General features: G+C 38.1%; 11 protein-coding genes and 1 pseudogene. 10 read left to right on the top strand and 2 right to left on the bottom strand.

The features are described from left to right. Positions 1–190: 190 nt before the first annotated feature. Together AC4MRQ_RS20685 and AC4MRQ_RS20680 are read right to left on the bottom strand one after the other, a co-directional pair. On the bottom strand, positions 191–538 hold the full coding sequence (locus tag AC4MRQ_RS20685; protein WP_491199622.1) for a hypothetical protein: 348 nt from the start codon (positions 536–538) through the stop codon (positions 191–193). A gap of 1,074 nt (positions 539–1,612) precedes the next feature. Then, entirely contained in the window at positions 1,613–2,098 is a 486-nt protein-coding gene (locus tag AC4MRQ_RS20680) for a hypothetical protein (protein WP_491199621.1), read from the bottom strand. 567 nt (positions 2,099–2,665) lie between these two features. Here AC4MRQ_RS20680 and AC4MRQ_RS20675 point away from each other — a divergent pair. The 10 genes and pseudogenes from AC4MRQ_RS20675 to AC4MRQ_RS20630 form a co-directional block, all read left to right on the top strand. Next, the gene (locus tag AC4MRQ_RS20675) at positions 2,666–3,634 is read left to right on the top strand and encodes a hypothetical protein (RefSeq protein ID WP_491199620.1); all 969 of its coding nucleotides are present in this window, start codon (positions 2,666–2,668) and stop codon (positions 3,632–3,634) included. A gap of 508 nt (positions 3,635–4,142) precedes the next feature. After that, positions 4,143–5,402: an efflux RND transporter periplasmic adaptor subunit gene (locus AC4MRQ_RS20670; RefSeq protein WP_491199619.1), complete on the top strand. Its 1,260-nt coding sequence runs from the start codon at positions 4,143–4,145 to the stop codon at positions 5,400–5,402. Between the two features lie 2 nt (positions 5,403–5,404). After that, on the top strand, positions 5,405–6,790 hold the full coding sequence (locus AC4MRQ_RS20665) for an ABC transporter permease (protein ID WP_491199618.1): 1,386 nt from the start codon (positions 5,405–5,407) through the stop codon (positions 6,788–6,790). A gap of 25 nt (positions 6,791–6,815) precedes the next feature. Further along, complete coding sequence (locus tag AC4MRQ_RS20660) at positions 6,816–8,315, top strand: TolC family protein (RefSeq protein WP_491199617.1); 1,500 nt, start codon at positions 6,816–6,818, stop codon at positions 8,313–8,315. A gap of 15 nt (positions 8,316–8,330) precedes the next feature. Beyond that, on the top strand, positions 8,331–9,548 hold the full coding sequence (locus tag AC4MRQ_RS20655; protein WP_491199616.1) for an efflux RND transporter periplasmic adaptor subunit: 1,218 nt from the start codon (positions 8,331–8,333) through the stop codon (positions 9,546–9,548). A gap of 295 nt (positions 9,549–9,843) precedes the next feature. Next, positions 9,844–11,760, top strand: coding sequence for a molecular chaperone DnaK (gene dnaK / locus AC4MRQ_RS20650; RefSeq protein WP_491199615.1), 1,917 nt, complete (start codon positions 9,844–9,846; stop codon positions 11,758–11,760). A gap of 131 nt (positions 11,761–11,891) precedes the next feature. Then, positions 11,892–12,110: an addiction module protein gene (locus AC4MRQ_RS20645; RefSeq protein ID WP_491199614.1), complete on the top strand. Its 219-nt coding sequence runs from the start codon at positions 11,892–11,894 to the stop codon at positions 12,108–12,110. Continuing rightward, on the top strand, positions 12,110–12,403 hold the full coding sequence (locus tag AC4MRQ_RS20640) for a type II toxin-antitoxin system RelE/ParE family toxin (protein WP_491199613.1): 294 nt from the start codon (positions 12,110–12,112) through the stop codon (positions 12,401–12,403). The genes AC4MRQ_RS20645 and AC4MRQ_RS20640 overlap by 1 nt, the downstream gene beginning before the upstream one ends. A 273-nt stretch (positions 12,404–12,676) precedes the next feature. Further along, positions 12,677–13,537 (top strand): toxin-antitoxin system YwqK family antitoxin, encoded by an 861-nt coding sequence (locus tag AC4MRQ_RS20635; RefSeq protein WP_491199612.1) that lies wholly within the window; start codon positions 12,677–12,679, stop codon positions 13,535–13,537. Further along, positions 13,537–14,190, top strand: a pseudogene (locus tag AC4MRQ_RS20630) (hypothetical protein); the annotation flags it as partial. The gene AC4MRQ_RS20635 and the pseudogene AC4MRQ_RS20630, both read left to right, overlap by 1 nt.

Genomic DNA, 14,190 nt, shown 5'->3' with positions numbered 1-14,190 from the left:
AAATAGTTTAACCTTTAGAAAACAAGTCTTTTAGGTTTTTAGACAATCTGACGGTTTCGGCTATGAAGCGTGGCGGATTTTCGGAATGGATTGTCCGTCCGATAGGACAGACAATTCGAGCCGGGAATCAGCTCGACCAAAACCGCACAGGCCTAGCCATGCTTTATGAGCCATTGTTGGGCGCTGGCATTTATTCATAATCCTCAATTCTAAATTTCTTTTGAATCTGCAATGTTTGCCCATCTTCTTTCTTTATGTTGATTAAGCTGTCGCAGAAATATATTCCTTTCGAATAATCAATAACAGAAGCACTTATAATAACTTTCTTGTTATTGTCCTGTAAGTCTTGACGTTTATGAATCTTTATTTTTTCATAGTCTTCTTTCTCAAGATAAAGCTTTACGATAGAGTCTGGCTGAATCAATATATCAACATAAGGTTTGTAAATCAGTTTATTATCTGATACTATTTTATATAATTCCACAAACCGTTTGTCAGCATTAGATGCAGTTTGTATATCAAGGGTGTCAAAATACATTTTTGTTTTTTCAACTAATGTATCAGGTTGATTATAATAGCTGGCGAACCTAAAAAAGCTGAAATATAAATCTCCAGTCAAAGTTTGCTTTGTCTTTGTAGTCTTGCATGAGCTAAAAAGGCACATAAATAAAACTAAAAAGGATAAAAGTCTGAATGGTATCATAAATACTTGAAATCTATTTGACATTTTTGCTAATTATTAAAATCTGCTACTACGTTTTTTTGCTTGCGCCCAACGTATGTATAAAGTGCAATGCACTATATATCGATTATACAATTCATTGTTTATATCACTATTAGACTGAGTCTTATATATTATTTCTGAACCAAGTGGTTATCTAGTTTTTGCAAAAAACTTTATTTAATAATGCCTTTAAATATCAATGTAAACTGCATATTATAATAGTAAATAATGCTGTACCACCCACCATCTCCATCCCCTCGCCTCACCTGGCAGGACAACTAATTTCCGAAAAATGTATACTAAAATAGGAATTCTGTTTAAACAGACAATCCGAAACAACCACTTTATTATCTGAATGCAATTAGGTCAATGAATTAAGAACTAAAATGGATCACTTTCCTCTATTACACCATCCATCAGGTAAATTGGTTGAAACAAGTGCAACAATCAATAATTGGTTGCTTATTGGATCGGGTCCATTAATGTTTAATCGTACTCCTTTATTTTGCAGTCATTTATGTGGGTATTCAGTCACCATCAATTAACGAAAAGTAACGATCAATGGGCGTTTTTTAATAAACAATTGGCAGATTGTGATGATGCATCGGCAGAATGTATTGACCGCTGATATTCTCAAATGAATCATTGCACTTGATCATTATATCTGTTCAACAGTAAGCCAACTCATCAGTATTGTACATGCAGCAATGCTATAAAACCAGTTATGGATTCATCTATTTTGCCCGTCGATCATTATAATTGGCCCTCTAATATTATCATTCGCCCCATTGATATAACTGAAACCCTATTCATGTATCTTTAAACAATAAAGGGGTACTTTTGAAGTACCCCCCTGCACCAAAGATGCCCTTTTATTAACCTGTATTACTAATTATTGCTTATTTCTTCTGTATCAATCGAAGAGCTTCGGTCAAAGCGACCTTTTAACTGATTATAAAGATTATTGGCGCCTGGCACGCCTGCTTTATCGGCAGCTTTTACCATGTTATAAACCATTAGTGCACTGGAGTAGGCTTCAGAACCAGCCAGCATTTGTGTATCGCGCACACGATCATACAAATAGCTTAATGGTGTCATCAGGTCTTCCAACTGTTCATATAGTTTTAAATCTTTGCTCATCTCTTCAGGATCAACATAAGATGGCAGTAAACTGCTATCGTTTTTAATGGCCGATTCCACATCATTAACAAAGATCTTATTGCGCTTGTCAATCTTAGGCAGTCGCTTGCGCTGATCGGGTGTTAAACCTGTTAAGAATGGCATCAGTTCGTTAATTTGTTGGATTAAATCAATCACTTGTCCAATGGTTTCTTCCGTTATCGTAACGGAAATCTGATTTTTTGAATCACTCATAATGTCTTTTCTTTTTGTGATAATATTTAGGTTATTTAAAAGTCCGCTATTTCAACGGCCTGTATTAGTTAATAGCAGAAAGCGAAAATCGTAACACCTTTTTGGACACTGAATTCCATTTGTATTGATCAATAGACTATTTAACCTGATAAACAGCCTTATTTTTTAGATGAATAACCGCCTCTTATTTAACAGATAATCATGATATTTTACCATTTCCTGATCAACACATTGGGTTAAATAATTAGTGCCAAGCAAGAGTTTAAATAAACACTAATGTGTCGCACCTTCTGTGTTTCATCATTTTGTTATTATTAATCGCAGGACTTCATCCTGCGCTTTTATGCATAGGCCTTTCAGGCCAGATTGAGAGCGACACTTAATAGTTCTGAAAGAACGGTACATGTTAGCATAGTCCGCCAGGACTATGGTAAATTGATAATGTAATTAAGGACTGTAAGTCCGACACATCTATGTTTAACTTTATAGGCTAAACATCTTGACTGAATTACTATTCCCACCTAATTTGCAACGCATTAAGCTTCAATTGGTATTAATTATTGCAAAATGAAAAGTGTTGTTTTACTTCTAAGTTGGCATTTGATAGTGCTATCCTCTGTGAATATTTCTAATGCTCAGGATATAGAGTTTAACACAGATGGTTTGTACCATGCCGAATTTTTCGATTACGTTTTCAGAGGACATTTTGAAAATATTGAAATAAAGCGTGAAGACATTGAGTTCCGGATGATTTTCGAACAGTATTTAAGAGCTTATGGAGGTCAATGCCCGGATTTTTTGCCACCAGATAAGGTCATGATTATGGAACAGGAGTGCGATGTATACGAAGTTAAGTATAATGTATACGGTGTTGAAACTGACAGGTATTGTATAAAGTGGAAATGGGTTCCGAGTGGCTTATATGCCCGTCCTGAATTATACAACGCTAAATTAAAGCTGGAGAGTACAATAAATCCTGATGTTATACGAAATACTATGAAACTTTTAACAGATCCTAATGCTATTGGTAACTCTGTGGATTTAGCTCATAAAGCAAAGGGCTTACAAATGGATTTGGGTCATATTTTCGCACGGAATACATGTAACAGTAAAGCATTAAGACAATTTGAGAAAAATCTGAGACTATTTGCACTCAACCAACCGGGAATTCGTATGAAGGGAGCAAGTAAGTATACCACAATGAAGAAAACAGGAGGCCCAACCGGAGTGCAGGATTTCAACAAATTGCTTAATGATTTAGTAACCGACCAGGCAAAAACATGGATGCTCAATCGCTACAAATCAGGGAGTATTTCTAACGTTTCTATTCTAAATAAAGATGCTTCAGGAAAGCCTTCAATAATAAAAGCAGATTATCTTTTTAGCGGATTGACAGGTGAATATAAAGGATGGGTAAAGGTAACATTTAACAAAGGCTTACCAGATGGTATTTACTTTTGGGATTTCCCAAACAATCGTAAAACACCAGGTAGCAGTATTGTGGCATCCTATGCATCTGGGAAATATAGTAAATAACTATATCAGAATGTGTATTCTACTATTTGAACTTTAAAGTTAGCTTTAAAAGCGGGAAGATACTTTCATCATGTGAATCATCCCGGCACTTCTATACTTCGTTAAGTTTTTTAGTTATCTATTGCCTGAAACCCATTGCTTAAAAGATTATTACTGTAATTAATCGGAATATCGAATTATACAATTTCAACGATTGCCCACTGACTAAAGACTAACGAACTATTATGATACAAACACTGTGATTTAAATCACTCAATTAATAAAGTAACCATATCCATTACGTAATTGCTTCATTTTTTAATAAGTTTGAGTGATAAATAGAATTATACCAAAAATACCACAAAATGATTGAAATAAATTGCCTCTTTTAAGTTTCTACTGCTTTATAAAATATCAACGTAGCTAAGGCTATGTATTCTTTTTATTCATTGTAGAAACTCAAAATAGAATAATTTATTTATCATCATTCTGTAATACATTTGGTATTAGCTTTAATCCTTTAAGCTTTATGAAATTAAAAACCAGGCACATATATATTGCTGCGTTATTAGGCGTGGTTGCAATTCTGCTATTGACGTTCCAGTCAGACGATGCGAACAGTAACATTGTAATAAAAGTTCAGAAAGGCACCTTCGAAGGTGTTGTATATGCTTCAGGACAATTACAGGCAAGCAGTTCAGTATCCATCAACGCTCCAAAAGAATTATCGGCTCCCGGTGTCAGGCTCGATGAAATAAAAATCACCTCACTTGTTGAGGAAGGCACTGCTGTTGATTCGGGAGGTTTTGTTGCCACTCTTGATCATGCAGCAGTTGAGGAGTTGAGAAAAGAAGCCAAGGAGGAGCTGGAAAAAGCATTGAGCACCTTACAGGATGCTAAAGTAGATACCGGTATAAACCTGAGCAACCTAAGGGATGAGCTGCTAAACATTAAAGTTACGCTTGAAGAAAAAGAGCTGATCGTTGAACAATCGAAATATGAAGCTCCATCGGAACAGCGAAAAGTAAAGCTGGATGTTGAACGGACCAAACGTGATTTAAAACAGAAAATAAGAAATTACGACCTCAAGGTACAACAGGAAAAGCATAAAATATTCAGGGCTTCTGATGAATACCGGAGAGAGCAGGAAAAACTCAATAACATCAACAAACTCTTTGATGCTTTAAATATCAAAGCACCAGCTCCCGGTATTGTGATTTATAGCTTCGACCGGATGGGTGGTAAAATAAAAACAGGCTCATCCATCAGCAGGTATTCACCACAAATAGCAGAACTGCCCGATTTAAGTACGATGATCTCCAAGACATTTATTAACGAAGTGGATGTCTCGAAAATTAAAGCTGGTCAGAAGGTTAAAGTGGGTGTTGATGCTTTTCCTGACAAGAAGTTCGACGGACAAGTCATTGCAGTAGCAAATATAGGACAGGTGATACCGGGCGGTAATTCAAAAGTCTTTGAGGTATCCATTCAAATCAACAAATATGATGCGGATTTAAAACCGGGAATGACAACCAGTAATGTTATTACCACCAACATGTCTGACGATGTTTTATTTGTTCCACTCGAAGCCATTTATACCGATGAAGAAAATGTATTTGTTTACCATCTGTCCAATAACTCCATCAGGAGAAAGCAGGTTGAAGTTGGCGATGAAAATGAAAACTTCGTTATAGTTAAGGGTGGTCTTAGCATAGATGATCAGGTTCTGCTTAACCAGCCCGAAGATGGTCAGACAATGCCGATTGAATACCTTAGTAAAGAGCAATAGGCATGAAAACAATCAAAAACCTGTACACACGATACATTCATGATGTGATGATTGCAGCTGAGGCCATCCAGTCCAACAAAGCCAAATCGCTTCTAACCGGTTTGGGTATCATGTTTGGAGTTGGAGCCGTTATCAGCATGCTGGCTATTGGTCGCGGCGCTCAGGCCGAGGTGCTGGAGCAGATTAAGATGATTGGTGCCAATAACATTATTATTACCCCCAATGTTGAAGCAAATAATAAAGGCGATGAAAATGGCAATATTAAGCAACTGAAAACATCCAGAGGACTGAGCCTGTCCGACATCAATGCGATCAATGCCATTATCCCATCCATACAGGCAACCAGTCCTGTCATTGAACAAAAAATGCATGCCCTGTACAACGGTAAAACAAAGCAGTATACACTTAACGGGGTCAGCTCTTCCTATTTTAAAGCGCTTAATATAGAATTATATAAAGGTCGTTTTTTTACCAACGAACAAACTTTAAAAGGAAGTGCTGTCTGTGTCCTGGGCTTTGATGCTTACCAGTTCTTTTTTAACAACACCAACCCCATTGGCAGCTATATTAAATGCGGACGGGAATGGTTAAAAGTCATTGGAGTCATCAACAAACGAAACACCACTAACGGAAGCCCCGGAGCCGATATTGGCGCCACCAATAATAAAATATTTGTACCGGCTCAAACCATGCTTATTCGTTACGATGACAAAAGCAAACTGAACCCCGAAGTGATGGAAAATATGACCAGAGGTGGCGCAGCATTTTTCGCAGGAGGTACTATTATCATGTCTGGTTCTACAAAAGCTCCATCTCAGCCAACCGCATCCGCCAAAACATCTCACCAGGTTGATAAGGTAATTGTGCAGGTGAAGAATACCGAACAACTTGAAACAACTGCATCTATAACTAAGCGAATGCTACTCAGGCGTCATGCACAACAAGAGGACTTTGTCATTACCATACCAGAGCTGTTATTGAAACAACAGCAAAAGACCAATGATATATTCAACATCGTACTGGGTGCCATTGCCGGCATTTCCCTTATTGTGGGTGGTATTGGTATTATGAATATCATGCTGGCATCAGTATGGGAACGCATTCGCGAGATTGGTACCCGCCAGGCCATTGGGGCAACGCAAAAAGATATTATCGTGCAGTTCCTTTCAGAATCTGTCCTAATCAGTATCACCGGTGGTGTTATTGGTATATTGCTTGGAGTTCTGCTCGCCTACCTGATTGAATTCAGTGCCGGTATAAAAACAATTATCACCTCTTTCTCAGTGATTATTGCCTTCTGCGTTTCGGTCTCTGTAGGAATAATATTTGGTTACCTTCCGGCCAAAAGAGCAGCTCAGCAAAACCCTGTTGATTCGTTAAGACATTAAAAACATGACTAAGCTTACAAATAGAATGAGACATATATTAATACTGATTCTGGCATTGAACACAGGATTAATGGCTCAAAACAAGCCCGATACGCAAACTATGCAATTAAACTTGCAGGAGATGATTGATCTGGCCAAATTACAATCCATTGCCAGTTTCAGATCTAAAAACATGTACCTTTCAAATTATTGGCAGTTCAGAAGCTACAAGGCCAGCTTGCTTCCGGCATTGCTTTTTTCGACCAATCCGTTTAATTATAACAGAGCGGTCAACGAAGAATATGATTTTGATGAAGGTATCTATAAATTTGTCCCTAACGAAACGCTCTCCTCTTCAGCCGACCTGTCAATCAGGCAAAATATTACAATGACCGGTGGGGCCCTTAATCTGACCTCATCATTCCGAAGGCTTGAAAACCTGAGTCCAAAAGAAGGCGTGTCCGGATCATCATATACCGCTATTCCGATTGAATTGCGGCTCTCGCAACCTCTTAATGGCTACAACGAATTTAAATGGCAGTCGAAATTAGCTCCCCTTGCCTTTGAAAAAGCGAAAAAGAGCTTTATCAAAGAGATGGAAGATTTATCAGAACAGGCTGTTGGTATCTTCTTCGGAACCATCAACGCAGAGATTGGACTGAATATAGCAACCACTAACCTGGCAAATGCGGATACCTTATATCGTATTGGTAAAGGGCGTTACCAGATCGGAACGATCACACAAAACGATTTGCTGGATCTGGAACTGACCTACCTGAATGCCAAGATGTCAAAAACGAAAGCTGAGATTGATCTGCAACGTGCGCGTAACCAAATCAATTCGTTTCTGGGTATCAGTAAAGAGATTAAAATAATCGCAATCATTCCTGATGAAATTCCTCAGCTGAAAATTGATGCCGATCAGGCTTTAAGTTTAGCAAAGGAAAATTCGCCAGAAATTCTTGGCTATGAAGAGCAACTGATTTCAGCTAACCAAAAAGTGGCTCGTAGCCGGTCGTCCAATGGACTAACAGCCGATCTGTCAGCAAACTTCGGTGTTAATAGCAATTCTGATACATTTAATGACTTGTACAATCCCCCCTATAATCAAAACCGTGGTGTTGGACTAACTCTTAAAACACCAATTGTCGATTGGGGTAACCGGAAAGGACAAATACAGATGGCAAAATCAGAAAGGCAGGTAACAGAAGCAACCATCAAACAATCGCTTATCGACTTTGAACAGAACATCATTATGCAGGTGCTTGAGTTTAATCTTCAGGAAGAACAGGTTGCTATTGCTGCCAAAGCCGATACTATTGCTCAAAAAGGCTTTGAGGTAACCAAACAGCGCTTTCTGATTGATAAAGTGGATGTGCTGAAACTCAATACTGCCCGTAATTCTTTGGAGAGTTCGAAGCGATCCTATATTGGCGCTCTGCAAACCTATTGGAGATCGTATTTTAATATTCGCAAAACCACTTTGTATGATTTTGAAAAAGGAATTTATCTGACCGAAGATTTTGACGCACTGCTTCAACCTTAACGCAAACATCCTGACATGCAACTTCAACGAAAATATATCATCATCATCGCTTTGCTCATCGCCTGCCTGGCATTTTTGTTCTGGCCGAAGAGTGAAAAGCATCAATTTGTAAGAGTACAAAAAGGATTATTCAGAACAACCATAACAGAAAAAGGGGAGATAAAAGCCAACGTTGCCGAGGATATTCTGGCTCCACATACCAATATCAAGAATGGTAGATACCTGCCTCCTATGGAAATCATCGAACTGGTACCGGAAGGAACTCTTGTTAAGAGAGGCGACAAAGTGGCGGTTCTTGATCCTTCGCAAATAATGCAGGTCATGAGTAACATTGAAATGAGAAGTTATGGTATTACTCAACAGATAGAACAAAGCCGCCTCGATTCCAGTCTCAGCCTGACAGAAGCACGCAGTGCAATCGAAAAGATAAAAGAACAACTGACTGATGCCCATTTACGAGTTGAGCAATCCATCTATGAGTCAAAAAGTGTCCAAAGGCAAGAACAGATTGCGCTTGAAAAAATCCAGCGTCAACTTAACAGCGAAATTCGTAATTACGATCAGAAAGAAAGGTCATTTAAAGCACAGATTGCCCGCGAGCAAGGGTATATCACAAGATACCTCAATCAAGCAGATGGTTACAAAAAGTTGATGCAACAAACAATCGTCAAAGCGCCATCTGAAGGAATGGTTATTTATGCGGATAAATTTGGTATCAAAACGAAAGTTGGATCAAATGTCAGTGGATGGCAGCCTGTCATCGCGACTCTTCCAGACCTACGTTATATGAACTCTATTATAATGGTTAAAGAAACCGATATCTCAAAAATCAAGATCGGCCAAAAAGTTGAACTCACTGTTGAAGCCCTGCCTGGACGTTCATTCACTGGTGAAGTGGTCAAAATTGCCAATATCGGACAAGAATTAGCAAATCAGTTTCAGATAGCCTTTCGTGTGGAGATAAAAGTGGAGGTTCCACAAAAAGAAGAACCTTTTGAGCTATTGCCCAATATGACATCAACCAATACAATTATAACAAAAGAATGGCCCGATGTACTGTTTATCGATAAAAAGGTCGTTCACCACGATGGCTCCGATAAATACGTGTATTTAAGAAAAGGCGGCACAATAAAAAAGAGAATCATTACAACAGGTGCCGAAAATGAGGAATTTGTCATTATCGAAGATGGATTGGATGTAGGTGATAAGGTTGTCATTGAATCATACGAGTAATTTCGAATCAATAAGTTATGTATTAAGGATCGAATCTTTATTAGCAAATTGTCAATAAAGATTCGATCCTTATTCCTTATATAGATATCCAACCAAACCATACTTTATACATTCTTTACTGACATTCCCCTTTTTGCCAATCTGTCACAATACCTGACAGAGTTATTCCTGTTTTTTCCACTTCACTGTCAATTTTGCACAAAAAACGGCACATTTTCATTTGGCACACCAATTGAAGAATAGCTCTCCGTGATTTTGAAATAATTTAAAAGAATAACAAGATAATTGCATAACAATGGGAAAAATTATTGGTATCGACTTAGGAACAACCAACTCTTGTGTTTCTGTAATGGAAGGAAACGAGCCGGTTGTGATTCCAAACAGTGAAGGAAAAAGAACAACTCCATCGATTGTTGCTTTTGTAGAAGGTGGCGAGCGTAAAGTAGGTGACCCTGCAAAACGCCAGGCCATCACTAATCCACATAAAACTATTTACTCGATTAAGCGCTTCATGGGCTCTATGTATGATGAGATTCCAAACGAAGTAACACGTGTACCTTATGATGTTGTTAAAGGTGACAATAACACGCCTCGTGTAAAAATCGATGACCGTTTATATTCAGCTCAGGAGATTTCAGCTATGACTCTTCAAAAAATGAAGAAAACTGCTGAAGATTACCTTGGACAGGAAGTAACAGAAGCTGTAATTACAGTACCTGCATACTTTAACGATGCTCAGCGTCAGGCTACAAAAGAAGCAGGTGAGATTGCCGGTTTGAAAGTGAGCCGTATCATCAACGAGCCAACAGCTGCTTCGTTAGCATATGGCTTGGACAAGATGGATAAAGATATGAAAGTAGCAGTATTCGACCTTGGTGGTGGTACTTTCGATATCTCAGTTCTTGAGTTAGGTGATGGTGTTTTCGAAGTAAAATCAACTAACGGTGATACTCACCTTGGTGGTGACGACTTTGATGATGTAATCATTAACTGGTTGGCTGATGAGTTCATGAAAGATGAAAACATCGACCTGCGTAAAGACCCAATGGCACTTCAGCGTTTGAAAGATGCTGCAGAAAAAGCAAAGATCGAGTTATCTTCGTCAACAAGTACAGAGATCAACTTACCATATATCATGCCGGTTGACGGTATTCCAAAACACTTGGTACGTTCATTGTCACGTGCTCAGTTCGAGCAATTGTCTGACAAGCTAATCCAGCGCACTTTGGAACCTTGTAAAGTAGCATTGAATGATGCAGGTTTAACACCGTCTGACATTGATGAAGTAATCCTTGTTGGTGGTTCAACACGTATCCCTGCTATTCAGAAGATTGTTGAGGATTTCTTTAAAAAGGCTCCTTCTAAAGGTGTAAACCCTGACGAAGTGGTTGCAGTAGGTGCAGCTATTCAAGGTGGTGTATTAACAGGAGAAGTTAAAGACGTACTTCTATTGGATGTTACTCCGCTTTCATTAGGTATTGAAACAATGGGTGGTGTAATGACTAAGTTGATCGAAGCTAATACTACGATTCCAACTAAAAAGTCAGAAACATTTACAACTGCTGTTGATAATCAGCCTTCTGTTGAAATTCACGTATTGCAAGGTGAGCGCTCAATGGCTAACGACAACAAAACAATTGGTCGTTTTCACTTAGACGGAATTCCACCAGCACCACGTGCAACACCACAAATCGAGGTAACTTTCGACATCGATGCGAACGGTATCTTACACGTAACTGCTAAAGATAAAGCAACTGGTAAAGAACAAAGTATCCGTATTGAGGCTTCTTCTGGTCTTTCTGATGATGAAATCAAGCGTATGAAGGATGAAGCTGAAGCAAATGCTGACGCTGATAAGCAAGCTAAAGAAAAGATTGATAAGCTGAACGGAGCTGACAGTATGATTTTCCAAACTGAAAAGCAATTGAAAGAGTTTGGTGACAAATTGCCAGCAGACAAGAAGCAACCAATCGAAGCTGCTTTGGAAAAATTGAAAGAAGCACATAAAGCTCAGGATATAGAAGCTATTGATGCTGCTACTAATGAGTTGAATACTGTATTCCAGGCTGCATCTCAAGAGATGTACAATGCCAGTCAGCAGGCAGGTGGTCAGCCAGGACCTGACGCAGGTGCTCAACCAGGACCAGATGCAGGCGCTCAACAAAGCAAAGATGACGAGGTAACTGATGTTGACTTCGAAGAAGTGAAGTAATTATCACTGACATATACAATTAATTAGAAAGTCTCCTTTTTTAAGGGGACTTTTTTTGTAAAAGTCTGCAATTCGCTAAGCGCATCTAAACGCTAAGCGGATTCTTTAAGATTATTCATTAACTTTGATGTATGACAAAATTAATGCAAGACATATTGAAGCTCAGTGCATCGGAACGTATTCTTATGGCTGAAGCAATCTGGGATAGCGTAACGGATAAGGAAAATCTTATTGAGCTGTCAGATGAAGATAAATTGTTGTTAGATGAAAGGCTTAATGCGCATATTTCAAACCCGGAAGAAGGAAGTAGTTGGGATGAAGTAAAGAAACGTACCAATAAGCTGTTATAATGTTAAAACTCATCATTAAACCTCAAGCTGAGGAAGATGTAAAAGAAGCAGCTAAATGGTACAATACAGCAAGAGAAGGCCTTGGTAATGACTTTTTACTTGCACTTGAAGCTAAACTTAATGCTATTTCCAGAAATCCTGAAGCGTTTCAATTAGTTTATAAAAAGGTTAGAAGGGCATTAACAGATCGTTTCCCTTACGGCATTTTCTTTATTGTAGAAAACAACAAGGTATTTGTTATTGCAATAATACACACCTGTAGAAACCCCAAAGTTTGGAGAAAAAGAAAGTGATTCAATATTAATACCGTTTAATATTGAAATTTACTCAACTATTTTACTCCATTTATAATTGATATTTAAAGTTCTAATTAAAATTACAAGGGTGAGTAAGTTTTCAGTTCCTAAACAACAGTTACTTCAAAAGGTTACTTTCAGACAGATGCTTCTCTTTCCCTGAATCATCAAAAGTTTTTATATTTTTGAAGCCTGTTGCTAAAATGATAGTAACAACTAATGAGTATTCAATTGCTCATCACTAACACCTTTAATTGAAAGTAACTGATTATGAAGATGAAATTATTCCTTCTTCCATTTTTAATGTTTGTTTTAAGCCTGTCTGCAACAGCACAAACCGATGTGTTTGGCAATCGAATTCCATCAAAGAAACCTAAAGTTGCTCCTATCCCGCCCCATTACAACCAGACTGATGCCCAAGGAGTAAAACAAGGAACATGGGAAAAAAGATACACAGATGGATCTCCATTATATAAGGCTACATTTAAAAACGGCAAACCTGTTGGAAAATATACTCGCTTCTACCCTAACGGAAAAATGAGCCTGGAAATTATATATGATGAGCAAGGGGAAATTGGTAATGCCAGATTATTTGATGACGAAGGCAAGATGTCATCAAGCGGCCAATATAACGGTAAATTAAAAATTGGCACATGGACGTATTACAATGCTAAAGAAAAGGTTTTAGCAACAGAAAAGTTTGTCAACGGTAAATCACATGGTCAATACAAGGTCTTCTATCCGGGCGGTCAGGTGGCCGAGATCGTTCATTGGCAGAACGGTAAGAAGAATGGTGATTGGTTAAAGTACTTTGAAAACGGAGCACCATTGTTGAAAGCACATTATCAAAATGACCAGTTACAAGGCAAATACCTTTATTATTTTAAAAATGGTCAATTGGAAATTGACGCTAATTACACAAATAATCAGGAAGATGGTCAGTGGATATTTTATCATGCCGATGGTAAAGTCAACTACAAGTTGAAATACAAAAACGGAACATTATTAAATCCTGAAGTGTTAGAGAAAAGAAGACAGCAGGAGCAAGCTGAATTTGAGAAAAGAAAAGACAGCCTGAAAGACCCTGAGAAGATGCGTAATAACCCTGACTTATATATGAGAGCTTATTAATGAGATATCTAATAGCCATATTATTGTCCGTATTTAGCTTTGTTCTTTCAAAAGGGCAAGATGGCTATTTTGTTTCTTTTACTGATAAAGATGACACCCCCTATTCTATCAATAACCCTGAAGAATTTCTTTCACAACGTGCTATCGAACGAAGAGCAAAACAAAACATTGATATTACTCTGGATGATTTACCTGTCAATCCCAGTTATGTTGACAGCTTAAGCAAACTTGGAATCGATGTGCGCCACACCACCAAATGGTTTAATGGGGCAATTGTATTTTCAGATAACAGTAACCTGATGGATACGCTCAACCGCGTTTCCTTTGTTGCTTCAGTTGAAAAAACCAAACCTATCAATAGCTTCCGAAACATTCAAAAATCAGAGCCGCTATTTCCAATACTTAAAAGCACTTCATTAAACACATATGGTGAAGCCTGGACACAAATAAGCACAGCTAACGGACATTTCTTGCATGAACAGGGATACACTGGTTCGGGTATGCATATTGCCGTAATTGATGCAGGTTTTTATAATGTAAATAGCCTGCCACTTTTTCAGCACCTTTGGGATAATGATCAGATTTTAGGCACTAAAGATTTTGTCAGTCCAACATCTGATATTTTTACTCAGCATAACCATGGTATGAATGTA

Source organism: Carboxylicivirga sp. (assembly GCF_982718395.1).
This window is presented reverse-complemented; position numbering and strand designations above follow the sequence as displayed.

What these genes read in the sequence shown, in the direction of transcription:
- AC4MRQ_RS20685 (WP_491199622.1), bottom strand. Translation starts at nt 538, where the DNA reads ATGTATTTTGACACCCTTGATATACAAACTGCATCTAATGCTGACAAA.
- AC4MRQ_RS20680 (WP_491199621.1), bottom strand. Translation starts at nt 2,098, where the DNA reads ATGAGTGATTCAAAAAATCAGATTTCCGTTACGATAACGGAAGAAACC.
- AC4MRQ_RS20675 (WP_491199620.1), top strand. Translation starts at nt 2,666, where the DNA reads ATGAAAAGTGTTGTTTTACTTCTAAGTTGGCATTTGATAGTGCTATCC.
- AC4MRQ_RS20670 (WP_491199619.1), top strand. Translation starts at nt 4,143, where the DNA reads ATGAAATTAAAAACCAGGCACATATATATTGCTGCGTTATTAGGCGTG.
- AC4MRQ_RS20665 (WP_491199618.1), top strand. Translation starts at nt 5,405, where the DNA reads ATGAAAACAATCAAAAACCTGTACACACGATACATTCATGATGTGATG.
- AC4MRQ_RS20660 (WP_491199617.1), top strand. Translation starts at nt 6,816, where the DNA reads ATGAGACATATATTAATACTGATTCTGGCATTGAACACAGGATTAATG.
- AC4MRQ_RS20655 (WP_491199616.1), top strand. Translation starts at nt 8,331, where the DNA reads ATGCAACTTCAACGAAAATATATCATCATCATCGCTTTGCTCATCGCC.
- dnaK (WP_491199615.1), top strand. Translation starts at nt 9,844, where the DNA reads ATGGGAAAAATTATTGGTATCGACTTAGGAACAACCAACTCTTGTGTT.
- AC4MRQ_RS20645 (WP_491199614.1), top strand. Translation starts at nt 11,892, where the DNA reads ATGACAAAATTAATGCAAGACATATTGAAGCTCAGTGCATCGGAACGT.
- AC4MRQ_RS20640 (WP_491199613.1), top strand. Translation starts at nt 12,110, where the DNA reads ATGTTAAAACTCATCATTAAACCTCAAGCTGAGGAAGATGTAAAAGAA.
- AC4MRQ_RS20635 (WP_491199612.1), top strand. Translation starts at nt 12,677, where the DNA reads ATGAAGATGAAATTATTCCTTCTTCCATTTTTAATGTTTGTTTTAAGC.